The organism is Pseudomonas sp. Tn43, from assembly GCF_014192635.1.
Classification (GTDB): Bacteria; Pseudomonadota; Gammaproteobacteria; order Pseudomonadales; family Pseudomonadaceae; genus Aquipseudomonas.
Genome location: NZ_JACHYG010000004.1, coordinates 68,727 through 92,650, shown reverse-complemented (window position 1 = coordinate 92,650; position 23,924 = coordinate 68,727). Strand labels below are relative to the sequence as shown.

The window sequence follows — 23,924 nt, the reverse complement described above, 5'->3', positions numbered from 1 at the left end:
AAGAAAAAGGCTTGCCGCAGCAAGCCTTTGAAAGAAGGGCATCAAGCGTTCTGGCGATGGAGCTTCTCCAGTTTCTTCTTGATCCGGTCGCGTTTGAGCGTGGACAGGTAATCAACGAACAATTTGCCGTTGAGGTGGTCGCATTCATGCTGGATGCAGACCGCGAGCAAGCCTTCGGCGACCAGTTCGTACGGTTGGCCGTCGCGGTCCTGGGCCTTGATCCTGACCTTTTGCGGGCGATCGACGTTTTCGTAGAAACCCGGCACCGAAAGGCAGCCTTCCTGATACTGGTCCACCTCGTCGGTGAGGACTTCGAACTCGGGGTTGATGAACACCCGCGGTTCGCTGCGGTCTTCGGAGAGGTCCATTACGACGATACGTTTGTGCACGTTGACCTGGGTCGCGGCGAGGCCGATGCCTGGCGCTTCATACATTGTTTCAAACATGTCATCGACCAACCGACGCACTTCGTCGTCCACTACAGCCACGGGTTTGGCGATAGTGCGCAGGCGCGAGTCGGGGAATTCGAGGATGTCTAAAATGGCCATAAGCTCAATTGCTGCACGTGTGAGGTAAAGTCGGGTCGATGGCCTGGCGAGTCCGAGGATGCAGGCTACCGTTGTGAACGTAGCTTCCCGCTTTTCAATAATGAGCCGGAAGCGAGCCACGAGGGCTCTGGCGTTTCACGCGAACGTACATAATAAAGGGATTCACCGCATGAGGAAATCACTACTCGCCTTGCTCCTTCTGGCCTCGGCCGGTTTTGCGCATGGGCAAGTGCAACTCAGGGAAGGTTTTCCACAGCAATACACTGTAATGGCAGGGGACACACTCTGGGACATTTCCGCCAGATACCTGCGTGAACCGTGGGAGTGGCCGCAGCTTTGGCAGGCCAATCCACAGATCGAAAACCCCAATCTCATCTATCCCGGCGATACGCTGTCGCTGGTCTACGTCAACGGTCAGCCACGCCTGACCCTCAATCGCGGCGCTTCCCGGGGCACCATCAAGCTTTCGCCACGAGTCCGCAGCTCGCCGGTGGCCGATGCCATTCCGAGCATTCCGCTGAAATCGATCAACAGCTTTCTGCTGAGCAATCGCATCGTCGACAAGGCTGAGGATTTCGACAAGGCGCCCTATATCGTTGCTGGCGATGCCGAACGGGTACTTAGCGGCACCGGTGATCGAATATTCGCGCGCGGCCACTTCGATCCGGCACAACCGGTGTACGGCATCTTCCGTCAAGGCAAGGTCTATACCGATCCGCAGAGCAAGGAGTTTCTGGGAATCAATGCCGACGATGTCGGTGGCGGCGAGATCATTGCCACTGAAGGCGACGTCGCCACCCTCGCCTTGCAACGCACCACTCAGGAAGTACGACTCGGCGACCGGTTGTTCGGCGGCGAGGAGCGCTCGATCAATTCGACTTTCATGCCCAGTGCCCCGACAACCGAAATCAACGGTTTGATCATCGATGTGCCGCGTGGGGTCACCCAGATCGGCGCGCTGGATGTCGTCACGCTGAACAAGGGCCAGCGCGATGGCCTGGCTGAAGGCAATGTGCTGGTGGTGATGAAAACCGGTGAAACCGTGCGCGACCGGATCACCGGCCAGCCCTTGAAAATTCCCGACGAGCGGGCCGGTTTGCTGATGGTATTCCGCACTTACGACAAGCTCAGCTACGGGCTTGTCCTTAACGCATCGCGCTCCCTGGCGGTGATGGACAAGGTGCGAAATCCTTAAGCCTGCTCACAAGTTACCAACAGAGTTATCCACAGCTTATTCCCGATTCGACGGGACCTTATAACGATCAAGGATGATCCATGTCGCTGCCTGCCTGTACGTCCGTTTCCCCCGCGGAACTGGAAGCCCGTTTACGTCTGCACCGTTTGCCGGAACTCGGCCCTGCACGTTTCAAGAAATTGCTTGAGGCCTTTGGTTCTGCCTCCAAAGCCATCAGCGCACCGGCCAGCGCGTGGCGTGCATTGGGCCTGCCTCACACCTGCGCGCAAGCCCGGCGCTGCAGCGAAATTCGTGACGGGGCCAGTCATGCATTAGCCTGGTTAGAGCGCCCGGGCCAGCATTTACTGATGTGGGACCAACCTGACTACCCTGCGCTGCTGGCGCAAATCAGTGATGCGCCGCCGCTGTTATTTGTGGCGGGCGATCCGGGCATTCTGGAAAAACCACAGCTGGCGATGGTCGGCAGCCGTCGTGCTTCGCGACCGGGCATGGACACTGCCGCCGCGTTTTCTCGCACACTGGCCGGTGCCGGTTTTGTCATCACCAGCGGTCTGGCCCTGGGCATCGATGCTGCCGCGCACCAGGCGGCTCTGGACGTTGGCGGGCAAACGGTGGGCGTGTTGGGCACGGGGCTGGAAAATTTTTATCCACAGCGCAATCGACGACTGGCGGACGCGATGATCGCTTCGGGAAGCGCAGTACTTTCGGAGTTCCCGCTGGACGCCGGCCCTTCCCCCGGCAACTTCCCCCGACGCAATCGAATCATCAGCGGTTTGTCCCTTGGCGTGCTAGTAGTCGAGGCGAGTGTGGCCAGTGGTTCGTTGATCACCGCCAGGCTGGCGGCGGAACAGGGACGAGAGGTGTATGCGATACCCGGGTCGATCCATCACCCCGGCGCAAGGGGTTGCCATCAGTTGATCCGCGACGGTGCGGTGCTGGTGGAAACCATCGAGCACATCCTCGAAGCGTTGCGCGGCTGGCAACGGCTGCCATTATCCTCAGCAACGGCGCAAACGACAGAGACTCATCCGCTGCTCGTATTGCTCCACGCGGCGCCCCATACCAGCGAAGCCTTGGCGATCACCAGCGGCTGGGCGTTGTCGAAAGTGTTGGCAGCGCTGACGGAACTGGAAATGGACGGCCGCGCGGTCTGTGAAAGTGGCCGCTGGCTTGCGCGGGGACGCTAGGTTTTGCATGGAAGATCGGTAAACTGCGCAGAGCCCTATTCCGGAGAGTCATTCATGGTTAACAGTTGGCGTGTGCAACAAGCCGCACGAGAAATTCGCGCTGGGGCGGTCATTGCCTATCCAACCGAAGCTGTCTGGGGCCTGGGTTGCGACCCGTGGAACGAAGAGGCGGTGGATCGTCTGCTGCTGATCAAGGGGCGATCTGTGGATAAAGGCCTGATTCTGGTGGCCGATAATATTCGTCAGTTCGACTTCCTCTTCGAAGACTTCCCAGAATTGTGGATGGACCGCATGGCCAGCACTTGGCCGGGGCCCAACACCTGGCTGGTGCCGCATCAAAACATGTTGCCCCAGTGGATTACCGGTGTGCACGAAACCGTGGCATTGCGGGTTAGCGATCACCCACTGGTACGGGATTTGTGTGCGTTGGTCGGGCCGCTGGTGTCGACTTCGGCCAACCCTCAGGGGCGGCCAGCGGCACGGACGCGGATTCGCATAGAGCAATATTTCCGTGGGCAGCTTGATTGGGTGCTGGGCGGCAATCTGGGCGGGCGGAAGAATCCGAGCGTGATCCGCGACTTGGCCACCGGCCACGTGGTGCGCCCGGATTAATGTGGTGAGGGGGCTTGCCCCCGTTCGGGTGCGAAGCACCCGCCATTTGAGCGATGTGTTTTAAATGACAGACCGCATCGTCAGTTGGGGGGACTGCTGCGCAGTCCAACGGGGGCAAGCCCCCTTACCACATCAAGGCAACAAAACGGTCGAGCCAGTCGTGCGCCGCGCCGACAATTCGGTCTGCGCTTTGGCCGCTTCAGCCAATGGATAGCGCTGGCTGATGTCCACCGTAAGCTTGCCGCTGATGATCATCTCGAACAGTTCATCGGCCATGCTTTGCAGGTTTTCAGCGTTGTTGGCATAGGTCGCCAGGGTCGGTCGGGTCACGTACAGCGAACCTTTCCCCGCGAGAATCCCCAGGTTCACGCCATCCACTGCACCTGAAGCATTACCGAAACTCACCACCAGCCCCCGAGGTGCGACGCTGTCGAGTGACGTCAGCCAGGTATCTTTGCCTACACCGTCGTACACCACCGGCACCTTTTTACCGTCAGTCAATTCCAGCACGCGTTGTGCGACGTTTTCATGGCTGTAATCGATGGTCGCCCAGGCTCCGTTGGCTTTTGCCAGGGCGGCTTTCTCCGTTGAGCTGACCGTGCCAATCAATTTCACGCCCAAGGCTTTGGCCCATTGGCAGGCCAGGGAACCGACACCTCCGGCCGCAGCGTGGAACAGGATGGTTTCGCCACCCTTGAGTTCATACGTCTGACGCAGCAAGTACTGCACGGTCAGGCCTTTGAGCATCACGCCGGCGGCTTGCTCGAAGCTGATGGCGTCCGGCAGATGTACCAGATTGGCTTCCGGCAATACATGAACGTCGCTATAAGCACCCAATGGGCCGCTGCCGTACGCCACGCGATCGCCGATCTTGAAGCGGCTGACTTCGCTGCCGACGGCTTCGACCACGCCCGCGCCTTCAGCGCCCAGGCCCGATGGCAAGGCGGGTGGCGCATAAAGGCCACCGCGGTAATAGGTATCAATGAAGTTCAGGCCGATGGCTTTGTTGGTCACGCGCACCTGCAGCGGGCCGGGTTCGGCGGGCTGGTAATCGACATGCTCGAGGACTTCGGGGCCGCCATGGGCGCGGAACTGGATACGCTTTGCCATCTGCACTCTCCTAAGATCATTTTTCCAAGCGCCCTATCGGACGCTTAAGCTTGACCTTCGTCAACTGCGACGGCACAAGGTGCAGTGTTATCCTACGCAGCAATTTGCCGCCGGCCTGTATGAGCGCCGCGTAGCTTTGCCCGATTCAAGGTGATGCCATGACTACCCGCACCGAGGCCGTAAAAGCCTACCTGCTCGACCTGCAAGACCGCATTTGCGCTGCTTTGGAAGCTGAAGACGGCGGCACACGTTTCGTCGAAGACGCCTGGACCCGCCCTGCCGGCGGTGGCGGTCGTACCCGGGTGATCGAAAACGGCGCGGTCATCGAAAAGGGCGGCGTCAACTTTTCCCACGTCTTTGGCAGCGGTCTCCCACCCTCCGCCAGCGCTCATCGGCCAGAACTGGCCGGCCGAGGTTTCGAAGCCTTGGGTGTGTCTTTGGTCATCCACCCGCACAACCCCCATGTACCGACGTCCCACGCCAACGTGCGCTTTTTCATCGCGGAAAAAGAAGGTGAAGAGCCGGTCTGGTGGTTCGGTGGCGGCTTCGACCTGACCCCTTACTACGGCAACGAAGAAGATTGCGTGCACTGGCACCGCGTTGCCGAACAGGCCTGCGCACCGTTCGGCCCAGACGTCTACCCGCGCTACAAAGCCTGGTGCGACAGTTACTTCCACATCAAGCATCGCCACGAGCCGCGTGGCATCGGCGGCCTGTTTTTCGATGACTTGAACGAGTGGGACTTCGACACCAGCTTCGCCTTCATGCGTGCCATCGGCGATGCGTTTATCGACGCGTACCTGCCAATCGTGCAGCGCCGCAAGAACGATGCGTTCACGGCCAAACAGCGTGAATTCCAGGAGTTCCGCCGTGGTCGTTACGTCGAGTTCAACCTGGTCTATGACCGCGGCACGCTGTTCGGCCTGCAATCAGGCGGGCGTACCGAGTCGATCCTGATGTCGCTGCCGCCGCAAGTGCGCTGGGCCTACGACTGGAAAGCCGAGCCGGGCAGTGAAGAAGCACGCCTGACCGAGTACTTCCTGCAAGATCGCGATTGGTTGGCCAAGGCCTGATTCCAGGGTTTGAGTTTTGCATCGTCGGGGCTGCCGTCAAGATCGCAGCCTTCGGCAGCTACGGTTGAGGAATGTAGATGGATCGTTACGTCGTATTCGGTAACCCGATTGGCCACAGCAAGTCGCCGCTGATCCACCGTTTGTTCGCCGAGCAGACGGGACAAAAGCTCGACTACAGCACTTTGCTGGCGCCCCTCGATGATTTTTCCGGCTGTGCCCGCACATTTTTCCGCGAAGGGCGTGGGGCGAATGTGACGGTGCCGTTCAAGGAAGATGCCTATCGTTTGGCAAACAGCCTGACCAAGCGAGCGCAGCGGGCGGGTGCGGTGAATACCCTGAGCAAACTGGCCGATGGCAGTTTGCTGGGCGACAACACTGATGGCGCCGGGCTGGTGCGGGACCTGACGGTCAATGCCGGTTTCAGTCTCAAGGGCAAACGCATCCTGCTGCTCGGGGCCGGCGGTGCGGTGCGCGGGGCGCTGGAGCCGCTGCTGGCGGAGCAACCGGCGTCGGTGATCATTGCCAACCGCACCGTGGAAAAAGCCGAATTGCTGGCCGAATTGTTCGCGGATCTGGGGCCGGTGTCGGCCAGTGGTTTCGATTGGTTGAAGGAACCGGTGGACCTGATCATCAACGCTACGTCCGCCAGTCTGTCAGGCGATGTTCCGCCGATTGCCAGCAGCTTGATCGAGCCGGGCAAGACAGTTTGCTACGACATGATGTACGGCAAAGACCCGACATCGTTTTGCCGCTGGGCCAGCGAACACGGCGCGGCGGTGGCGATGGATGGCTTGGGAATGTTGGCCGAGCAGGCGGCGGAAGCTTTTTACCTGTGGCGCGGCGTGCGGCCGGATACGGCACCGGTGCTGGCCGAACTCCGTCGGCAATTGGCGCTCTAGGCTTTTGTGGCGAGGGGGCTTGCCCCCGTTCGGCCGCGCAGCGGTCGTGGCAGTTTTGGGACGGCTTCGCCGTCCAACGGGGGCAAGCCCCCTCGCCACAGGTGGGTTTATTCCAGGGTGAATGTTTCAATCCTCGAAGCGAATCGGGCATTTCTCCGCGCCTTCGAGTTTTCTCAATTCTTCCACCACCTGCGGCCGCGCCCGCCGCAGGGTCAGGCTGCGATCCTGGCGCAGCAGCCGTCGCGCTTCCTGGTGCAGCATTTCCACGCCCGAATAGTCGATGAAGTTAATCTGCTGCGCCTCGATCACGACCCGTGCGCCGTGCATCCGTTGCAAGCGCACTTGCAGGTAATGGCTGGCGCCGAAAAAGATTGAACCGCCGACTCGCAGAATGTCTTCGTCGCCTTCACGCCAATGCTGCACCCGAGGTTGCGAAGTGCGTTTGAGGTAGAAGAACAGCGACGCCAGCACGCCGGCGTAGATCGCCGTTTGCAATTCCAGCAACAACGTCGCGACACAGGTCAGCGCCATGACCAGAAACTCGGCACGGCTGACCCGCAACAAGGCGCGAATGCCGCGATGGTCGACCAATCCCCAAGCGATCAGCAAAATGCTGCCGGCCATGGCCGGGATTGGAATGTGCGCGATCAATACCGCACCGAAGATAGCGAACAAGGCTACCCACACCGCGGAAAAAACGCCTGCCAACGGTGAGCAGGCACCGGCGTCATAGCTCAAGGCCGAGCGGGTGAAGGAACCGGCGGACAGCGAGCCGGAGAAAAACGCACCGACCATGTTCGAAAAACCCTGGGCGCGGACTTCTTGATTGGCGTCGAGCAACTGCTGCGAGCGCGCCGACAAGGAGCGGGCAATCGACAGGCTCGTCACCAGCCCGAGCATCCCGACCGCCACCGCGCTGGGCAGCAAGCGCAACACCAGGTCCAGATCCAGCGGCAGCGGGCTGAAGGGCGGCAGCCGTCCGACAAAGGCGCTGACCAACCGCACATGACCGAACATCGACGGCCACAGCCATACCAGCAACCCGCTCAAGGCCAGAGCGATCAACAGCGTCGGCCAGCGCGGCACCAGCAGTTTCAGCACGATGCCCAGGCCGACCGTGGCCAGGCCCAGTACCAGCGAGGGTTTGTCTACCTCACCGAGATGACTGAACAGCAGCATCAGGCTGTTCAGCGCTGTAGCCTGGTTGGGCACATCCAGCCCCAGCAAGTTCGGCAGTTGCCCGATGGCAATCACCACCGCTGCACCCAGGGTGAAGCCCAGCACCACCGAGTGAGAGACGAAATTCACCAGGGCGCCGAAACGCAGCAAACCCAGCAGCCACTGGAAAATCCCCGCAAGGAGTGTCAGAAGCAGGATCAGCGTGACGTAGTCCTGCGATCCGGGAACGGCCAGAGGACTGACGCTGGCGTACAGGACAATGGAAATGGCCGCCGTAGGGCCGCAGATCAAATGCCACGACGAACCCCAGAGGCAGGCGATCAGCACCGGGATGATGGCGGCGTACAAGCCGTATTCCGGTGGGAGACCGGCAATCAGTGCGTAGGCAATGGATTGTGGCAACGCGAGAATCGCACCACTCAGGCCGACAATCAGGTCACGGCCGACGCTGGCGCGGGTTTGCCGGGGCAACCAGGTCAGGAAGGGAAAGAGTGAATGGCGGCTGGGGAAGGCCATGGGTCCTCTCGGGTGGGAGTTTGCGCAAGGGTAGCAGGACGAGACACCGATCGCTGATCGTTCCCACGCAGAGCGTGGGAATGATCGGCGCAGGGAGTTAGAGCTTGGCTTTCACCGCCGGCAACGCATCCTTCCCGTCCACGGTCTTCACGCCGTCCAGCCACTTATCCAGCACCGCCGGATTGGCCTTGATCCACGCCTTGGCCGCCTCGGCATTGCTGATCTTTTTGTTCATCACCTCGGCCATGATGCTGTTCTCCATTTCCTGGGTAAAACTCAGGTTGGTGAGCAGTTTGCCGACGTTCGGGCAGGCCTGTGCATAACCTTTGCGGGTCAGTGTATAAACGCTGCCAGTGTCACCAAAGTATTTCTCGCCGCCCTTCAGGTAATGCATTTTCAGCTGCACGTTCATCGGGTGCGGCGTCCAGCCGAGGAAGGTCACGAACTTCTGTTTCTTCACCGCCCGAGACACTTCGGCCAGCATTGCCTGTTCACTGGACTCGATCAGTTTCCACTGACCCAGATCGAAGTCGTTCTTCTTGATGATCTCTTGCAGCGAAATGTTCGCCGGAGCACCGGAGCCGATGCCATAGATCTTCTTGTCAAACTTGTCCGCGTACTTGTTCAAGTCATTGAAGTTATGCACACCCGCGTTCCAAACATAATCCGGAACCGCCAGCGTGAACTCGGTGCCGTCGAGGTTTTTCGCCAGTTGCGTAACGTCGCCATTGGCCACGAATTTGTCATAGAAGCCCTGCTGTGCGGGCATCCAGTTACCCAGGAACACGTCCACCTGGCCATCCTTCAGACCGCCAAAAGTGATCGGCACCGCCAGCGTGTCGACCTTGGCCTTATAGCCCATGCCGTCCAGCAGAAACCCGGTGATGGCATTGGTGGCAGCGATGTCGCTCCAGCCAGGGTCGGCCATTTTCACCGTCTCGCAGCTTTGCTCGGCATAGGCCGAGGCACTGCCCAGAGCCAGAAGCCCGACCGTCAGTACTGTGGATAACCTTTGCATGGACTTCCCCTTACGTTATTGGTTTTGGCAGGGTTGTGGATAACGTGCTTTGCGTTCCAGATCGTCGAGGTCGATGTGGTTGCGCATGTACTGCTGGCTGGCGTCCACCAGTGGCTGGTGATCCCAGCTCTTCAGCTTGCCGATGGTCAGGGCATCGGCGACGAAACGCCGACGGCGTTGACTGGCGAGCACCTGTCGGTGGATCGCCGGGATGTCCCATCTGGCCCGCGCTTCGGCGAGAAACTCCTCGAAAAGCTGCCGATATTGCGGCGACTGGCTGAGTTCTTCCTGTTCCTTCGGATCGTTATGTACATCGAAGAGTAGGCAAGGGTCGTCTTCGCTGTAGATGAATTTGTAAGCGCCGCGGCGAATCATCATCAACGGGCTGATAGTGCCTTCGGCCATGTACTCACCGAACACTTCGTCATGACCGCCCTGCCCTTGCAGATGCGAAACCAGCGAGCGGCCGTCCAGCGGCAGACCGGGTTCCAGCGAGCCGCCGGCCAATTCGACAAAGGTCGGCAGCAGGTCGGCAGTGGACACCGCCGTGCTGACGCGCCCAGCCCCGAATTGCCCGGGCGCATGGATCAGCAATGGAACCCGGGCCGCCATTTCATACCAATGCATTTTGTACCAGAGGCCACGCTCGCCGAGCATGTCGCCGTGGTCACCGGAGAAGACGATGATGGTGTCATCGATCAGCCCGGTTTCCTCAAGTGTTTGCAGAAGTTTGCCGACGTTGCTATCGATATAGCTGCATGCACCGAAATAGGCACGGCGCGCATCGCGAATCTTGTCCACAGGCAGCGGCTTGTCCCACAGGTCATAGACCTTGAGCAAACGCTGGGAATGAGGATCAAGTTGATCCTGTGCAGGTGTTTCGGGCAAAGGGATGTCAGCGTCGTCGTACATATCCCAAAAAGCCTTGGGAATTGTGTACGGGTCGTGTGGGTGAGTCATCGACACGGTCAGGCAGAACGGCTGATCGCCTTCCTCGCGAATGTGATCGAACAGGTATTGCTGGGCCTTGAACACCACCTCTTCGTCGAAATCCAGTTGATTGGTGCGTACACACGGTCCGGCTTGCAGCACCGACGACATATTGTGGTACCAGCTCGGACGTACGTCCGGCTCATCCCAATTCACTGCCCACCCATAATCGGCCGGGTAGATGTCGCTGGTGAGGCGTTCTTCATAGCCGTGCAACTGGTCCGGGCCACAGAAATGCATCTTGCCCGACAGCGCGGTGCGATAACCCAGGCGACGCAGGTAATGGGCATAGGTCGGTACGTCGGCGGGGAAATCGGCCGCATTATCGTAGGCGCCGATCTTGCTCGGTAACTGACCACTGACCAGCGTAAAACGCGACGGCGCGCAAAGCGGACTGTTGCAATAAGCGGCGTCGAACACCACGCCTTCGGCGGCGAGGCGGCTGAGATTCGGCAGTTTAATCGGCGAAGGACCGTAGAACGGCAACATTGGCGCGGCCATTTGATCGGCCATGATGAAAAGAATATTTTTGCGCTTCATGTGATCGCGGCATTCCATAGTGGATATTTATGCGAGAGTGCTGTGATCGAGCATGGATTCCATCATCTTTGTGGTAAAGCCCATGCCAGGCAATGACTAGGATAAGCACAGCTTATGTATGACGCCCTCGGTGATTTGTCTCTGGACCTGTTGCGTGCCTTTGAAGCCGCTGCCCGGCACCACAGTTTTACCGCCGCTGCGGTGGAGCTCGGCACCACGCAACCGGCCATCAGCCAGCAGATCAAACGACTGGAAGAACAACTGGCTACACGGTTATTCGACCGCATCTATCGTGGGATCGAACTGACCGAGGCCGGCGCCATCCTCTTTGAGCAAGTTCAGCTCGGTTTACAGAATATAGAGGCAGGATTAAGCGCAATCAGCGCACAGCAACAGCACGAAGTGCTGCAAGTGGCCACCGATTTTGCCTTCGCGGCGTACTGGCTGATGCCGCGTCTGCACCGCTTCCATACCGCCAATCCGCAAGTGGACGTCAGCCTGGTCACCAGTGAACGCAGTCACAACATGCTGCGAACCGATATTGATGTGGCGGTGCTGTTCGGCGATGGCCGGTTCAAGCAAGGCGAAAGCCATTGGCTGTTCAGCGAAGAGGTGTTTCCGGTGTGCAGCCCGCTGCTGTTGAAGGACCGTCCCCTGCCCTTGCCGGCTCAGGCATTGCTGGAATTCCCGCTGCTGCACCTGCGAGGCGAACACAGCAGCAACTGGTTCGACTGGAGCGGCGTGTTTCGTGAGTTGGGAATCACCTCGGCCCCGGCCCCGGGCCAGCTGCGCTTCGACAATTACACCTTGCTGATTCAGGCGGCGATTGGCGGTCAGGGCGTTGCGATCGGTTGGCGACACCTTGTGGATAACTTGTTGGCGCAAGGTCTGTTATGTCGCCCGATCGCCGAGACGGTGATTTCCCGGCTGGGGTATTACGTGGTCCTGCCCCAGCGCAAACGGCGTGGGGCGTTGATTCAGCTGTTTGTGGATTGGTTGATGGCCGAACAGGCCAGCAGTGCGCAATCGCTCAATGGTCTCCCTTTACCTTCGATTGCGGTGTAGACGGGTTCGGGCGATTTCTATTATTCCGACGTCGCAATAAAACTCACATGTTCACCCACGTGCAGGTTCAGGTGCAGCTCATCGGCAATCCCTGTGGCAACCCTGTTCAATTGTTCCAGCGCTGCGGCCATGCCAGGTTCCAGGCTACTGCTGACGTGACTGAAATGCTCGATGGTCAGCCCGGGCACGCGCCGGGGTGCATTCACCAGGGTCCATTGCAAAGCGCTGCTTTGCAGCGCCTCGCGAATTTCCTCGGCGGCGTGGCGTTGCAACGGGTCGTCTATTTCCGGGTCATCCAGCACCTCGAAGTCGCCCACCACAAACAGGCGGGCAATGCCTGCGGCCTGCATGCCGTCGATCAGTGCATCGATTGCCAGTACCTCCTCGACCGGGCCGGGCACAAAGTTCTTTTCGATGTGCTTGCTGTTCATGGGCAACCCTGGCGCATCGAGCAGGCAAATCACCGCCGAACAGCCGGCCACGCTCTGCTTGACTCGATTGGCATCAAACAGATCCCCGGTCTTGGTACGTAAACCCGGGCGCGGTGCGAGCGCGGTCAGGTCATCGAGAATCGCGATGACTTCATGCTGGCGCCGTAGCATTTCAGCCATCAGCGCACTGCCCAGGCTACTCATGGCTCCATAAAGCACTACCTTCACCACCGGGGTTTCGGCATTTTTCATGGCCGTGCTCCCTACATTCCTGCCTATATGGTGTGTGACCTGCGGGAAGCGGCGACGGTTCGACAAGGTTCAGAGGGGGGCCAGGTGCAAACGATCAAGGGTTACCACGCCCGTTTGTCCTGATCAGAGTTGTTCCTCTGCTTCGCCGGGCAAATGTTCGTCCAGATGCAGCCACGGCAAACGACTGTCGGTCCAGATATGCCGCTTGGCCGGTGCCTGCTCGGGATGGTCGAGGGTGGCGATGGTCACGTCGATGCTCTCGGGACTCAGCTGCGTCACCAGCGCCAGTTGTGCCCCACAGTTCGGGCAGAAATAACGCACGCAGGTGGACGAGGATTCATACCGCGATGGCGTACCTTTCAACCAGGTAAATGCCGACGCGGGCACGGTGATCCAAGTGGTCACGATTCCTCCGCTGACCCGTCGGCAAATCGAGCAATGGCAGTGAGCGATGTCATGCAATGGCCCGCTGAATCGATAGCGCATTTGTCCGCAGTGGCAGCCGCCGGTGTGAAATTTGCCCATGTCTCTTGCTCCCGATCCCGTGGTTACGGACTCTCAACCCGGCCGACGACCGGTTGTACATTCGGTCAATGCTTTTACTCGCGAAAGCTGGCTGAAAGCTTCCCCGATTAGGATCGCCCTCACTGCCGGCAACAGACCGGTTGGCCAATGCGAGTGTTTTATCGCCCGCCCGGTCCATTAAACAACAACAATGGTGATTCTGATGTCCGCTACTATCCGCCTCTTCGCTGTCACTCCGCCCGTACGTCTCGTGCTTCCCGTTCTGCGCTGACCCCATCCGGTTCGCCATTTCCTAGTCGCGCTACGCCTGGAGTATTCCTATGCTGACTTTCCTTGGCTTCGCCATGGTCATCACGTTCATGTTCCTGATCATGACCAAGCGCCTGTCCGCGCTGATCGCCCTGATCATTATCCCGATCATCTTCGCCCTGTTCGGCGGCTTCTCGCCCAAGATCGGCCCGATGATGCTCGAAGGCATCACCAAACTCGCGCCAACCGGCGTGATGCTGATGTTCGCCATTCTCTACTTCGCTCTGATGATCGACTCCGGCCTGTTCGACCCGGCCGTGCGCAAGATCCTCAAACTGGTCAAGGGCGACCCGTTGAAAGTTTCGGTCGGCACCGCCGTTCTGGCGCTCGTCGTTTCCCTTGATGGTGACGGCGCGACCACTTATATGATCTGCGTGGCCGCCATGCTGCCGCTCTACAGCCGCATTGGCATGAGCCCACGGATCATGGCCGGTCTGATCATTCTCGCTGGCGGCGTGATGAACATGACCCCTTGGGGCGGCCCGACGGCTCGTGCGGCCAGCGCGCTGCATGTCGATCCGTCCGACATCTTTGTGCCAATGATCCCGGCGATGCTGGCCGGCGTGGTGGCGATTCTGGCGATCGCCTACTTCTACGGTAAACGCGAGCGTGCCCGTCTGGGTGAACTGCACCTGGTCGGTGATGAAGTCGATCATAGCGAAATCAGCGTTTCGCAGTTCCCGGATGCCCGCCGTCCAAAGCTGATCTGGTTCAACGGCGCCTTGACCCTGGCACTGATGTGCACGCTGGTCGCCGGCCTGTTGCCGCTGCCAGTGCTGTTCATGGTGGCGTTCAGTATCGCGATGATCGTCAACTACCCTTGCCTGCAAATGCAGAAAGATCGCGTTGCAGCCCATGCCGGTAGCGTGCTGGCGGTGGTCGGGTTGATCTTTGCCGCGGGTATCTTCACCGGTATCCTGTCGGGCACCGGCATGGTCGATGCCATGTCGAAAAGCCTGCTGGCGGTTATCCCGGATTTCCTCGGGCCGTACCTGGCTGTGATTACCGCGCTGGTGAGCATGCCGTTCACGTTCTTCATGTCGAACGATGCATTTTATTACGGCGTATTACCGGTGCTTGCCGAAGCCGCCAGTCATTACGGTATAACCGCGGTGGAAATGGCACGTGCCTCGATCGTCGGTCAGCCCGTCCACTTGCTGAGCCCGCTGGTACCATCGACTTACCTGTTGGTGGCCCTGGCCGGTATCGAATTCGGTGATCATCAGCGGTTCACCTTGAAGTGGGCAGTGCTGGTTTGCCTGTGCATACTGGTCGCTGCATTGCTGATGGGGATTTTCCCGCTGTTCAGCACTCTATAAGCCCAAGACTTACCATAACGGGTCCAGGCTTTGTTGTTTGAAGCCTGGGCCCTTTGTGGTTTAAACACTCGCTCAAAGGAATACACATGGAATGGCTGACCAACCCTGAAATCTGGGTTGCCTTCTTCACCCTGACTGCCCTGGAGATTGTCCTGGGCATCGATAACATCATCATGATCTCGATCCTGGTCAGCCGCATGCCCAAACATATGCAGGCGCGCACCCGGATTTTCGGCCTGGCGCTGGCCATGATCACGCGGATCCTGTTGCTGCTGTCGATCACTTGGGTCATGCGCCTCACAACCGATCTGTTCGAAGTATTCGGCCAGGGTATTTCCGGACGTGACCTGATCCTGTTCTTCGGTGGTCTGTTCCTGCTGTGGAAAAGCTCGCAAGAGATGTACCACGCGCTGGAAGGTGAAGACGAAAGCGGCGACGAGCCTGCAGGCAAGGGCGGCAATTTCCTGTACACCATCATCCAGATCGCGATCATCGACATCGTGTTCTCGCTGGACTCGGTGATCACCGCGGTGGGCATGGTGTCCCACGTACCGGTGATGGTCGCGGCGATCGTTGTTGCCGTACTGGTGATGATGATGGCCTCGGGCACCATCAGCGCGTTCATCGACAAGCACCCGTCGCTGAAGATGCTGGCGCTGGCGTTCCTGTTGCTGGTGGGCACCGTGCTGATTGCCGAATCGCTGGACGTGCACTTGCCAAAAGGCTACGTCTACTTCGCCATGGCGTTCTCGCTGGCGGTGGAAGCGATCAACATCAAGATGCGCACCGCCATGGCGAGAAAGCGCAAACAGCAAGAGCCGGTGAAACTGCGCAAGGATGTTCCGGGGCAGTAACCCGACTCTGTGCACTGACGAATGTCAGTCAGTGCACAAAACCTGTGGGAGCTAGCCGGCCTGTAGGAGCGAGGCTTGCCCGCGAAGGCAGTGTGTCAGTCGACATTGTTGTTAACTGACACACCGCCTTCGCGGGCAAGCCTCGCTCCTACGGGCCGGTTCGCTCCCACATTTGTTTGCTCAATGTGCTATCTGTACGCCCCCCTTTCTCTAACTGTTTTCATGACAGTTTTGTTTCAATCGTCTCTTTAGCTATGCGATGCTGGCGTCCAGACCGTTAGCCAACTACAGCTTATGTACAGAACGTAGAAGAACGCGCGGCACCATCGACTTGCCCCACTGGGGCGGCTACCACCACAGGGGGCCTGTATGCTCACCCTGCTCAATCTGCTATCCGCCGTGGCCCTTTTGATCTGGGGCACGCACATCGTTCGAACCGGCATTTTGCGGGTTTATGGCTCCAATTTGCGCCATGTGATCGCTCATAACATGTCCAGGCGCTGGCTGGCGTTTCTCGCCGGGATCATGGTGACCGCCATGGTCCAGAGCAGTAATGCCACTGCCATGCTCGTGACCTCCTTTGTCGGTCAGGGCCTGATGGCGTTGACGCCGGCGTTGGCGACCATGCTCGGTGCCGACGTCGGTACCGCCCTGATGGCGCGGGTACTGACCCTCGACTTGTCGTGGCTGTCGCCGCTGCTGATTTTCCTTGGGGTGATTTTCTTTTTGTCGCGCAAGCAGACCCGGGTCGGACAAATGGGCCGGGTCAGTATCGGACTGGGGCTGATCATCCTGGCGCTGCAACTGATCGTCGAGGCCGCCGCGCCGATCACTCAGGCGCAAGGGGTGAAGGTCATCTTTGCCTCCCTGACCGGCGACATTCTGCTCGATGCCTTGGTCGGCGCGCTGTTCGCGATGGTTTCCTATTCCAGCCTGGCGGCCGTTTTGCTGACCGCGACCCTCGCCGGTGCCAACGTGATCAGCCTGCCGGTGGCCATCGGCCTGGTGATCGGCGCCAACATCGGCAGCGGCATTCTCGCCTTTCTCAGCACCAGCATGCAGAACGCGGCTGGCCGTCAGGTGGCGCTTGGCAGTCTGCTGTACAAACTGATTGGCCTGCTGCTGATCATTCCGGTACTCGATCCGCTGGTGCACTGGATCGACAGCCTCGACTTCAGCCCTCAGGAAATGGTCATCGGCTTCCACCTGCTCTACAACACCGCGCGTTGCCTGGTCCTGTTGCCCAGTGTCGGGCCGATGGCCAAGCTCTGTGCGTGGTTGCTGCCCGAGCGGCCAGACTTCAACGGCACGGCCAAACCGCGGCATCTTGACCCGACGGCATTGGTCACCCCGAGTCTGGCGCTGGCCAATGCTGCCCGGGAAACCCTGCGCATCGGCGATCTGGTGGACAGCATGCTCGAAGCCATGCTCGCCGTGCTACGCGGCAATCAAAGCGCTCTCACCCAGGAAATTCGTCGCCTGACCGATGATGTTGAAGTGCTCTACAGCGCCATCAAACTTTATCTGGCACAAATGCCCCGTGAAGACCTCAGCGAGCAGGACAGTCGGCGCTGGGCGGAAACCATCGAGCTGGCGATCAACCTGAAACTGGCCAGCGACTTGATCGAGCGCATGCTGCGCAAGGTTCAGCAACAGAAAACCGCGCAGCGCCGATCGTTTTCCGAGGTCGGTCTGGAAGAGCTGGCGGGGCTGCACAGTCAGTTGATTGCCAACTTGCGTCTGGGCTTGTCGGTGTTCCTCAGTTCCGACCCGCAAAGTGCCCGTCAGTTACTGCGTGAGAAACGTCGCTTCCGCGCACAGGAACGCCGCCTGGCCCACGCTCATGTCAGCCGTTTGCACCGTAAGATCGTGCAAAGTATCGAGACCAGTTCGCTGCATCTGGAATTGATTGCTGACATGAGACGCTTGAATTCGCTGTTCTGCAGCAGCGCCTATGCCGTATTGGGCACCTCGGACACTGGCGCGCTGGCGGTCGACGATATGACTGACATCACTCATTCACCCTGAACGTCCATAGTTGGCTGAAGTCTGTTGAACTTACGCGGGTCGTACGGAAATTCGTTATGCGTTGTCTGCTGTTCGCTTGTCTGTTGCTCTGTTCACTGCCTTCAATTGCCCTGGATCGCTTTCAGGTCGAGGGCTACACGTTGCGCAACGGCCTGCAATTGGTCCTCAAACCGGGCACGGAGCGCGGGCATGTAGCGATCCGGTTGGTGGTTGGCATAGGCCGGGATGATTTCAGCTGTGCCGACAAGGAACTGCCCCATCTGCTCGAACACTTGCTGTTCAGCGGCATCGACGCCACCGGCGAAGGCGGTCTGGAGGAGCGCATGCAGGCCCTGGGCGGCGAGTGGAATGCTTACACGAACAATGCGGACACGACCTTCGTCATCGAAGCTCCGGCGAAAAACCAGCGCAAGGTCCTCGACCTGCTGTTGGCGCTGTTGACTCAGACCCGTATCGACGAGTCGGCGATCAACGTCGCCAAGCAAGTGGTCGAGCGCGAAGACGGTGGGCATTACTCGCACCTGCAACGCTGGCTGGATCGCCAGGACCTGGGCCACACCGCGAGTAATCAGTTGGCAGTGGAACTGGGCCTCAAATGCCCCGAGCGCGCGCAAGTCGATCACCTGACCCGCGAGCAATTGGAAACGGTGCGCAAGGCCTGGTACGCGCCCAACAACATGACCCTGATCGTGGTCGGCGACCTCGACCGCCTGCTGCCGGCCTATCTGGAACGGGCCTATGGCGCACTCGAGGCAGTAGAACCTAGCGCTCACCCGCCATTGCCAGACATTCAGGCCAGTGCGGCCCACGAGCGCAATGTGAGTAACGGTTTCGTCGGCGGCGATGCCAAATTGCATTGGCTGGTGCCGGAACCGGTGCTCGAAGACCGGCATGACGAAACCTTCGACCTGCTCAAGGACTATCTGGACTGGGCGCTCTATCGCCAATTGCGCCTGGCCCATGGGTTGTCCTACGGTCCCTCGGCCGAGCGCGAGGTATTTGGCGCAGTGGGTTTCATGAGCCTGAACGCCGACCTCGATCGCGACGCCGTGCCGACAGCGAAACAAATACTGGATGAGCTTAAAGCCGATCTGCTCAAGAACGGCCTCGATGCCGCCACCTTTGCCCGTCTCAAGCAAGCCGCCATCGCTCGCCAGGCCTGGGCGGTGCAAGGCAACAGCGCCCTGGCGGACTATTACTGGAGGGCTCTTGGCGATTACGAGGATGGCCATTTCGGCAACCCGGCCGAGGCGCTGCAAGAGGTGACACTGGCCGAGGCGAACAAGGCGATGCGCGAATTGCTGCTGCAACCGGGGTATGTGCGGATCGAGAAGCCGCTGATGAGTTATGACCAGCTGATGTGGACGATTGTCGGGGGATTTGCACTGATGGTGCTTGGAATATCGGGTTGGCGCGTCCATCGCAGAAAGAAATGATTTTCCTGTGGCGAGGGGGCTCTGTGGCGAGGGGGCTTGCCCCCGTTCGGCTGCGTAGCAGTCGCAATATCGGTGGACGCGGTTTGCCCGAAAAACCGGGGTGCCATTTTTTAGGGCCGCTTCGCAGCCCAACGGGGGCAAGCCCCCTCGCCACAGGGCCTTGCGGGCGGTACCCTGTCGAGGATTTTCCCCACGACCATTGTGAATCGCCGAATGCCGAACCTGACCCTGTACGTACAGCGCCTTCTGGAATTGATGAAGCGCTATCCCGGGGTCATTGCGCTCGGTGGTTTCATTTCAGGGGTCGGCAGCTTCATGCTGGTGGATCGCCAACAAGGTTTGGCGACATGGATCACTGCCATCATGCTGATCAGCTGGGTGTGGTTGATGCTGGAAAACAGCCTCACCAAGCTGTTTGCCAGGGTTTTCAAGCGCGAAATACCTCAGCCACTGCTGCGTTATGCGACGCAGATGATCCATCAGGAAAGCCTGTTCTTCGTCCTGCCATTCTTTTTGATCACCACCACCTGGAACAGCGGCCAGTTGTTTTTCACGGGATTACTGAGCATGGCGGCGCTGATTTCGATCATCGACCCGCTCTACTACAAATGGCTGGCTCCGCGCCGCTGGGCGTTCCTGGCGCTGCACACCCTGACCCTGTTCGCGGCCTTGCTGACCGCCCTGCCCGTCATCTTGCACCTGACCACCGCCCAGAGCTTCAAACTGGCGCTGGGCATAGCCATGTTGATGTCATTCCCCAGCCTGGCCTCGATCTTCCCGATTCGCACTGTGCGCAATGCGCTGGCGATCCTCAGCATCACCGTCGGCATCGGCGCCGCCGGTTGGGTGCTGCGCTCCTGGGTGCCACCGGCGACGCTGTGGATGACCGATGTGGCGATCAGCACGCAAATGCAGGATCGAACACCCGGCAAGAGCCTGGAAGAAGTCAGCGCCGAACAGATTCGCGGAGGTGGGCTGTATGCATACACGGCGATCAACGCTCCGCGGGGGCTGGCCGAGCGGATTTATCACGTCTGGATATTCAACGGTAAAGAGGTCGACCGTATTCCCCTGGACATCCACGGCGGGCGCAAGGAAGGCTACCGCGCCTGGACCCACAAGCAGAACTTCCCCGGCAACCCCGCTGGCAAATGGCAGGTTCGGGTGCTGACTGAAGACGGTCAGTTAATTGGCGTGTTGCGCTTCAAGATCATGGACAGCACACCCGTCAAAGAAAAGTAACGCGGTTCGTGTTATTAGTCAGATCTGCGTAACAGCCGAACAAGCACGGAGCTTATGACTAGCAGCACAATGCCTGGCAGTGCCCGACTGGACACCTCGCACAGCCCTGCCCTGTTGCGGGTCACGGGTGACTGGACGCTCGCCCATTACGCCGATCTCAGCCGCCTGAGTGAAAAGCTCCGTGGCCAATACGACAACAACACCCGCATCGATCTCAATGGCCTCGGCGCGCTCGATACGGCGGGTGCGTCATTATTGGTGGAGCTACTGGGGGCCGAGCGTCTGGGCAAATCTGCCGAACACCCCGATTGCACCCTTTCCTCTGCGGATCGCGCCTTATTGCAGACGGTGTACTGCTCGCTGACTGATTTTTGCGTGCCGATCAAAGAACCGGAAATCAGCGTCGGCATTCAACTGCTGACCCGCATCGGCCGCGCGGTCGATGCGGTCTGGCAGGACACGTTGCAATTGTTGGGTTTCGTCGGTCTGATCCTGGAAACCATCGCCCGCGGGTTGTTTCGGCCCAAACGCTGGCGCCTCACGCCGATGGTCGCCCACATCGAACAGACCGGCCTCGACGCTGCCCCCATCGTCGCCTTGCTGACCTTTCTGGTGGGTGCTGTGGTGGCGTTTCTCGGGGCGACGGTGCTGGCGAGTTTTGGCGCGAGTATTTTCACCGTGGACCTGGTGGCGTTCTCTTTTCTGCGGGAGTTCGGCGTGTTGCTCACGGCGATCCTGATGGCGGGTCGCACCGCCAGCGCGTTCACCGCGCAGATCGGTTCGATGAAGGCCAACGAAGAAATCGACGCGATCCGCACCCTCGGCCTCGACCCGATGGAGTTGCTGGTAGTACCCCGCGTCCTGGCGTTGCTGGTGGCGCTGCCGATGTTGACCTTTCTGGCGATGTTGTCCGGGATTGTCGGCGGTGGCGTAGTCTGCGCGCTGTCGCTGGATATCTCGCCGGCGATGTTCCTGTCACTGCTGCAATCGGACATCGGCGTTCAGCACTTTCTGGTGGGGATCGTCAAAGCGCCGATTTTTGCATTCCTGATTGCCGCCATCGGCTGCCTCGAGGGCTTCAAGGTCAGCGGCAGCGCCGAGTCCGTCGGCGCGCACACCACGTCCAGTGTGGTGCAGTCGATTTTCGTGGTGATCGTGCTCGACGCCGTGGCTGCGTTGTTTTTCATGGAGATGGACTGGTGAGTCGTTTACCCCGAGCGCCTTCAGAGGCAGTAATCGAAGTCCGTGGGCTGTGCAATCGCTTCGGCCGCCAGAGCGTGCACGAGAACCTCGACCTGGACTTGTACAAAGGCGAGATTCTGGCGGTGGTCGGCGGTTCCGGCAGCGGAAAATCGGTGCTGCTGCGCAGCATTGTCGGCCTGCGTCAGCCCAGCGAAGGGCTGGTGAAGGTCTTCGGCAAGAACTTGCCGAGCCTGTCGGAATACGAGCGCTCGCTGGTCGAACGGCGATTCGGTGTGTTGTTCCAGAAAGGCGCCTTGTTTTCTTCGCTCACCGTGACCGAGAACGTCGCCCTGCCCCTGATTGAACACGCCGGCCTGAGCCGTGCCGACGCCGAGCACCTGGCGGCGGTGAAACTGGCGTTGGCCGGGTTGCCGTTGTCGGCGGCCGACAAATACCCTGCTTCACTGTCTGGCGGCATGATCAAACGCGCAGCCCTGGCCCGAGCACTGGCGCTGGACCCGGACATCCTGTTTCTCGACGAACCCACTGCCGGCCTCGATCCGATTGGCGCCGCAGGCTTTGATCAACTGATCCTGACCTTGCGCGATGCCTTGGGCCTGAGTGTGTTTCTGGTGACCCACGACCTCGACACGCTCTACACCATCACCGACCGGGTGGCAGTGCTGGCGCAGAAGAAAGTGCTGGTGGCGGACGCCATCGACAAGGTCTCGGAAACCGATGATGCGTGGATTCACGAATACTTCCATGGCCCTCGCGGCCGCGCGGCGCTGACGGCCGCTAACCAGCTCAACGAGGTCTGACATGGAAACCCGAGCGCATCACGTATTGATTGGCCTGTTCACCGTCATAGTGGTGGCAGGCGCCCTGCTCTTCGGTCTGTGGCTGGCCAAATCCAGCGTCGATACCGAATTCAAGGATTACGAAATCGTCTTCAACGAGGCGGTCAGCGGCCTGTCCAAGGGCAGCGCCGTGCAGTACAGCGGGATCAAGGTCGGCGACGTGGTGATGCTGCGTCTGGACCCGAACGATCCGCGCCGGGTTTTGGCGCGGATTCGCCTGGGCGGAGAGACTCCGATCAAAGAAGACACTCAGGCCAAGCTGGCGCTGACCGGGATCACCGGGACCTCGATCATCCAGCTCAGCGGCGGCACGCCACAAAGTCCGACGCTCAAGGGTAAGGACGGCAATTTGCCGACAATCGTTGCATCGCCCTCGCCCATTGCCCGGTTGATGAATGACAGCAACGATCTGATGGCGGGCGTGAACGTGTTGATGCACAACGCCAATCAGTTGTTTTCCTCGCAGAACGTCGCGCGTATCAGCAGCACCCTGGAGCACTTGGAGCAAACCACCGGCACCATTGCCGATCAGCGCGGCGATATTCGTCAGGCGATGCAGCAACTGGCTTCGGTTGGCAAGCAGGCCAGCGCCACCCTGGAACAGACCACCGCATTGATGCGCAACGCCAACGGCCTGCTCAACGACCAGGGCAAGCACATGTTCGGCAGTGCCGAGCAAGCCATGAAGTCCCTGGAACAAAGCAGCGCGACCATCAACACGTTGCTCTCCGCCAATCAGGATTCCCTCAACAGCGGCATGCAGGGCCTCAATGGCCTGGCGCCGGCGGTGCGTGAGCTGCGCGATACCTTGAGTTCGTTGCGGACCATTTCCCAGCGGCTTGAGGCCAACCCCAGCGGTTACCTGCTGGGCAGCGACAAAAACAAGGAGTTCACACCATGAAGCTGGCTCATCTCGCCCTCCTCGCCGGCTTTGCGTTGGTCGCTTCCTGTTCGATTTTCCCCAAGACCGAGCCGTCCGATGTCTATCGACTGCCGTCGGCACAGCGCGACGCATCGGCCCATCACGGCACGCCGCAGCGCTGGTCGTTGCGGCTGGCCAAGCCTCAAACCAGCGAAGCCTTGAACAACCCGAAAATCGCCGTAATCCCTCAGGGTGATCTGATCAGCAGCTACAAGGCTTCACGCTGGAGCGATCCGGCACCGGTGCTGTTGCGCAATCGTCTGCTCGATGGTTTCCAGCGTGACGGTCGAGTGCCGTTGCTCAGCACCGATGACAGTAATTTCCAGGCAGACCTGGAACTGGGCGGCAACCTGCAAGCGTTCCAGACCGAGTACCAAGGCACGGCGGCGAGCGTGGTCGTGCGCCTGGATGCATTGTTGGTGCGTGGGTATGACCAGCGAATCCTCGCCAGCCGACGCTTTGAAGTGCGTCAGCCGTTGAGCGATGTGAAGGTGCCGGCGGTGGTGACCGGTTTTGGTCAGGCCAGCGATCAATTGACGGCGCAGGTGGTGGCTTGGACGGTGGAGCAAGGTCAGAAGGTTGTGCCGCCGCTGAGGCCTTGAGGCCACCGCTGAACCCCTGTGGGAGCGGGC

At 59.8% G+C, this 23,924-nt stretch carries 22 protein-coding genes; 15 read left to right on the top strand and 7 right to left on the bottom strand.

The genetic code is table 11. The annotated features are described in order from the left end of the window. Window positions 1–41: 41 nt before the first annotated feature. Window positions 42–548 carry a peptide deformylase gene (gene def, locus FHW68_RS12115; protein ID WP_095632751.1) on the bottom strand — a complete coding sequence of 169 codons (507 nt, stop codon included), beginning with the start codon at window positions 546–548 and terminating at the stop codon, window positions 42–44. 169 nt (window positions 549–717) lie between these two features. Here def and FHW68_RS12110 point away from each other — a divergent pair, with 169 nt between their 5' ends. From FHW68_RS12110 to FHW68_RS12100, 3 genes are all read left to right on the top strand, one after another. After that, entirely contained in the window at window positions 718–1,743 is a 1,026-nt protein-coding gene (locus tag FHW68_RS12110; RefSeq protein ID WP_095632750.1) for a LysM peptidoglycan-binding domain-containing protein, read from the top strand. 80 nt (window positions 1,744–1,823) lie between these two features. Next, the gene (dprA, locus tag FHW68_RS12105) at window positions 1,824–2,930 is read left to right on the top strand and encodes a DNA-processing protein DprA (RefSeq protein WP_183680554.1); all 1,107 of its coding nucleotides are present in this window, start codon (window positions 1,824–1,826) and stop codon (window positions 2,928–2,930) included. Window positions 2,931–2,984: 54 nt separating this feature from the next. Continuing rightward, complete coding sequence (locus FHW68_RS12100; protein WP_095632748.1) at window positions 2,985–3,542, top strand: L-threonylcarbamoyladenylate synthase; 558 nt, start codon at window positions 2,985–2,987, stop codon at window positions 3,540–3,542. A 132-nt stretch (window positions 3,543–3,674) separates the two neighbouring features. Here FHW68_RS12100 and FHW68_RS12095 read toward each other — a convergent pair whose 3' ends face one another. Further along, window positions 3,675–4,652, bottom strand: coding sequence for an NADPH:quinone reductase (locus FHW68_RS12095; protein ID WP_183680552.1), 978 nt, complete (start codon window positions 4,650–4,652; stop codon window positions 3,675–3,677). A gap of 158 nt (window positions 4,653–4,810) precedes the next feature. Here FHW68_RS12095 and hemF point away from each other — a divergent pair, with 158 nt between their 5' ends. After that, on the top strand, window positions 4,811–5,725 hold the full coding sequence (hemF, locus tag FHW68_RS12090) for an oxygen-dependent coproporphyrinogen oxidase (protein ID WP_183680550.1): 915 nt from the start codon (window positions 4,811–4,813) through the stop codon (window positions 5,723–5,725). Window positions 5,726–5,802: 77 nt separating this feature from the next. After that, the gene (gene aroE, locus FHW68_RS12085; RefSeq protein WP_183680548.1) at window positions 5,803–6,624 is read left to right on the top strand and encodes a shikimate dehydrogenase; all 822 of its coding nucleotides are present in this window, start codon (window positions 5,803–5,805) and stop codon (window positions 6,622–6,624) included. Between the two features lie 126 nt (window positions 6,625–6,750). Here the strand turns inward: aroE and FHW68_RS12080 are convergent, their stop codons facing one another. The 3 genes from FHW68_RS12080 to betC all read right to left on the bottom strand — a co-directional run bounded on the left by FHW68_RS12080 (window position 6,751) and on the right by betC (window position 10,867). Continuing rightward, entirely contained in the window at window positions 6,751–8,319 is a 1,569-nt protein-coding gene (locus FHW68_RS12080; RefSeq protein ID WP_095632744.1) for a SulP family inorganic anion transporter, read from the bottom strand. A gap of 97 nt (window positions 8,320–8,416) precedes the next feature. Beyond that, window positions 8,417–9,337: a choline ABC transporter substrate-binding protein gene (choX, locus tag FHW68_RS12075; protein WP_183680546.1), complete on the bottom strand. Its 921-nt coding sequence runs from the start codon at window positions 9,335–9,337 to the stop codon at window positions 8,417–8,419. Between the two features lie 15 nt (window positions 9,338–9,352). After that, on the bottom strand, window positions 9,353–10,867 hold the full coding sequence (gene betC, locus FHW68_RS12070) for a choline-sulfatase (protein ID WP_183680544.1): 1,515 nt from the start codon (window positions 10,865–10,867) through the stop codon (window positions 9,353–9,355). Window positions 10,868–10,981: 114 nt separating this feature from the next. On the opposite strand from betC, the gene FHW68_RS12065 reads away from it, so the two are divergent. Then, window positions 10,982–11,932, top strand: a complete 951-nt coding sequence (locus tag FHW68_RS12065) for a choline sulfate utilization transcriptional regulator (RefSeq protein WP_095632741.1) — start codon at window positions 10,982–10,984, stop codon at window positions 11,930–11,932. A 20-nt stretch (window positions 11,933–11,952) separates the two neighbouring features. On the opposite strand, the gene FHW68_RS12060 is transcribed toward FHW68_RS12065, so the two are convergent. Both FHW68_RS12060 and FHW68_RS12055 read right to left on the bottom strand, forming a co-directional pair. Further along, complete coding sequence (locus FHW68_RS12060) at window positions 11,953–12,615, bottom strand: NAD(P)-dependent oxidoreductase (RefSeq protein WP_095632740.1); 663 nt, start codon at window positions 12,613–12,615, stop codon at window positions 11,953–11,955. 123 nt (window positions 12,616–12,738) lie between these two features. Beyond that, on the bottom strand, window positions 12,739–13,140 hold the full coding sequence (locus tag FHW68_RS12055) for a GFA family protein (RefSeq protein WP_095632739.1): 402 nt from the start codon (window positions 13,138–13,140) through the stop codon (window positions 12,739–12,741). 320 nt (window positions 13,141–13,460) lie between these two features. Between FHW68_RS12055 and FHW68_RS12050 the strand changes: the two genes are divergently transcribed. The 9 genes from FHW68_RS12050 to FHW68_RS12010 all read left to right on the top strand — a co-directional run bounded on the left by FHW68_RS12050 (window position 13,461) and on the right by FHW68_RS12010 (window position 23,894). Next, on the top strand, window positions 13,461–14,768 hold the full coding sequence (locus FHW68_RS12050) for a CitMHS family transporter (protein ID WP_095632738.1): 1,308 nt from the start codon (window positions 13,461–13,463) through the stop codon (window positions 14,766–14,768). 86 nt (window positions 14,769–14,854) lie between these two features. Continuing rightward, the gene (locus FHW68_RS12045; RefSeq protein WP_095632737.1) at window positions 14,855–15,622 is read left to right on the top strand and encodes a TerC family protein; all 768 of its coding nucleotides are present in this window, start codon (window positions 14,855–14,857) and stop codon (window positions 15,620–15,622) included. A 369-nt stretch (window positions 15,623–15,991) separates the two neighbouring features. Then, window positions 15,992–17,650 carry a Na/Pi cotransporter family protein gene (locus FHW68_RS12040; protein ID WP_183680542.1) on the top strand — a complete coding sequence of 553 codons (1,659 nt, stop codon included), beginning with the start codon at window positions 15,992–15,994 and terminating at the stop codon, window positions 17,648–17,650. Between the two features lie 56 nt (window positions 17,651–17,706). Then, on the top strand, window positions 17,707–19,086 hold the full coding sequence (locus FHW68_RS12035; protein WP_183680540.1) for a pitrilysin family protein: 1,380 nt from the start codon (window positions 17,707–17,709) through the stop codon (window positions 19,084–19,086). A gap of 213 nt (window positions 19,087–19,299) precedes the next feature. Beyond that, complete coding sequence (locus tag FHW68_RS12030) at window positions 19,300–20,328, top strand: DUF5924 family protein (RefSeq protein ID WP_095632734.1); 1,029 nt, start codon at window positions 19,300–19,302, stop codon at window positions 20,326–20,328. A 54-nt stretch (window positions 20,329–20,382) separates the two neighbouring features. Next, entirely contained in the window at window positions 20,383–21,531 is a 1,149-nt protein-coding gene (locus FHW68_RS12025) for an ABC transporter permease (protein ID WP_183680537.1), read from the top strand. Beyond that, the gene (locus FHW68_RS12020) at window positions 21,528–22,331 is read left to right on the top strand and encodes an ABC transporter ATP-binding protein (RefSeq protein ID WP_095632732.1); all 804 of its coding nucleotides are present in this window, start codon (window positions 21,528–21,530) and stop codon (window positions 22,329–22,331) included. The genes FHW68_RS12025 and FHW68_RS12020 overlap by 4 nt, the downstream gene beginning before the upstream one ends. 1 nt (window position 22,332) lies before the next feature. After that, entirely contained in the window at window positions 22,333–23,271 is a 939-nt protein-coding gene (locus FHW68_RS12015; RefSeq protein ID WP_183680535.1) for an MlaD family protein, read from the top strand. Then, entirely contained in the window at window positions 23,268–23,894 is a 627-nt protein-coding gene (locus FHW68_RS12010) for an ABC-type transport auxiliary lipoprotein family protein (protein WP_183680533.1), read from the top strand. Before FHW68_RS12015 ends, FHW68_RS12010 begins: the two co-directional genes overlap by 4 nt. Window positions 23,895–23,924: the final 30 nt, after the last annotated feature.

What these genes read in the sequence shown, in the direction of transcription:
- FHW68_RS12025 (WP_183680537.1), top strand. Translation starts at nt 20,383, where the DNA reads ATGACTAGCAGCACAATGCCTGGCAGTGCCCGACTGGACACCTCGCAC.
- FHW68_RS12055 (WP_095632739.1), bottom strand. Translation starts at nt 13,140, where the DNA reads ATGGGCAAATTTCACACCGGCGGCTGCCACTGCGGACAAATGCGCTAT.
- FHW68_RS12030 (WP_095632734.1), top strand. Translation starts at nt 19,300, where the DNA reads ATGCCGAACCTGACCCTGTACGTACAGCGCCTTCTGGAATTGATGAAG.
- betC (WP_183680544.1), bottom strand. Translation starts at nt 10,867, where the DNA reads ATGAAGCGCAAAAATATTCTTTTCATCATGGCCGATCAAATGGCCGCG.
- FHW68_RS12010 (WP_183680533.1), top strand. Translation starts at nt 23,268, where the DNA reads ATGAAGCTGGCTCATCTCGCCCTCCTCGCCGGCTTTGCGTTGGTCGCT.
- aroE (WP_183680548.1), top strand. Translation starts at nt 5,803, where the DNA reads ATGGATCGTTACGTCGTATTCGGTAACCCGATTGGCCACAGCAAGTCG.
- FHW68_RS12100 (WP_095632748.1), top strand. Translation starts at nt 2,985, where the DNA reads ATGGTTAACAGTTGGCGTGTGCAACAAGCCGCACGAGAAATTCGCGCT.
- FHW68_RS12110 (WP_095632750.1), top strand. Translation starts at nt 718, where the DNA reads ATGAGGAAATCACTACTCGCCTTGCTCCTTCTGGCCTCGGCCGGTTTT.
- FHW68_RS12015 (WP_183680535.1), top strand. Translation starts at nt 22,333, where the DNA reads ATGGAAACCCGAGCGCATCACGTATTGATTGGCCTGTTCACCGTCATA.
- def (WP_095632751.1), bottom strand. Translation starts at nt 548, where the DNA reads ATGGCCATTTTAGACATCCTCGAATTCCCCGACTCGCGCCTGCGCACT.
- FHW68_RS12045 (WP_095632737.1), top strand. Translation starts at nt 14,855, where the DNA reads ATGGAATGGCTGACCAACCCTGAAATCTGGGTTGCCTTCTTCACCCTG.
- FHW68_RS12065 (WP_095632741.1), top strand. Translation starts at nt 10,982, where the DNA reads ATGTATGACGCCCTCGGTGATTTGTCTCTGGACCTGTTGCGTGCCTTT.
- FHW68_RS12095 (WP_183680552.1), bottom strand. Translation starts at nt 4,652, where the DNA reads ATGGCAAAGCGTATCCAGTTCCGCGCCCATGGCGGCCCCGAAGTCCTC.
- FHW68_RS12050 (WP_095632738.1), top strand. Translation starts at nt 13,461, where the DNA reads ATGCTGACTTTCCTTGGCTTCGCCATGGTCATCACGTTCATGTTCCTG.
- FHW68_RS12035 (WP_183680540.1), top strand. Translation starts at nt 17,707, where the DNA reads ATGCGTTGTCTGCTGTTCGCTTGTCTGTTGCTCTGTTCACTGCCTTCA.
- choX (WP_183680546.1), bottom strand. Translation starts at nt 9,337, where the DNA reads ATGCAAAGGTTATCCACAGTACTGACGGTCGGGCTTCTGGCTCTGGGC.
- FHW68_RS12040 (WP_183680542.1), top strand. Translation starts at nt 15,992, where the DNA reads ATGCTCACCCTGCTCAATCTGCTATCCGCCGTGGCCCTTTTGATCTGG.
- FHW68_RS12080 (WP_095632744.1), bottom strand. Translation starts at nt 8,319, where the DNA reads ATGGCCTTCCCCAGCCGCCATTCACTCTTTCCCTTCCTGACCTGGTTG.
- dprA (WP_183680554.1), top strand. Translation starts at nt 1,824, where the DNA reads ATGTCGCTGCCTGCCTGTACGTCCGTTTCCCCCGCGGAACTGGAAGCC.
- hemF (WP_183680550.1), top strand. Translation starts at nt 4,811, where the DNA reads ATGACTACCCGCACCGAGGCCGTAAAAGCCTACCTGCTCGACCTGCAA.
- FHW68_RS12060 (WP_095632740.1), bottom strand. Translation starts at nt 12,615, where the DNA reads ATGAAAAATGCCGAAACCCCGGTGGTGAAGGTAGTGCTTTATGGAGCC.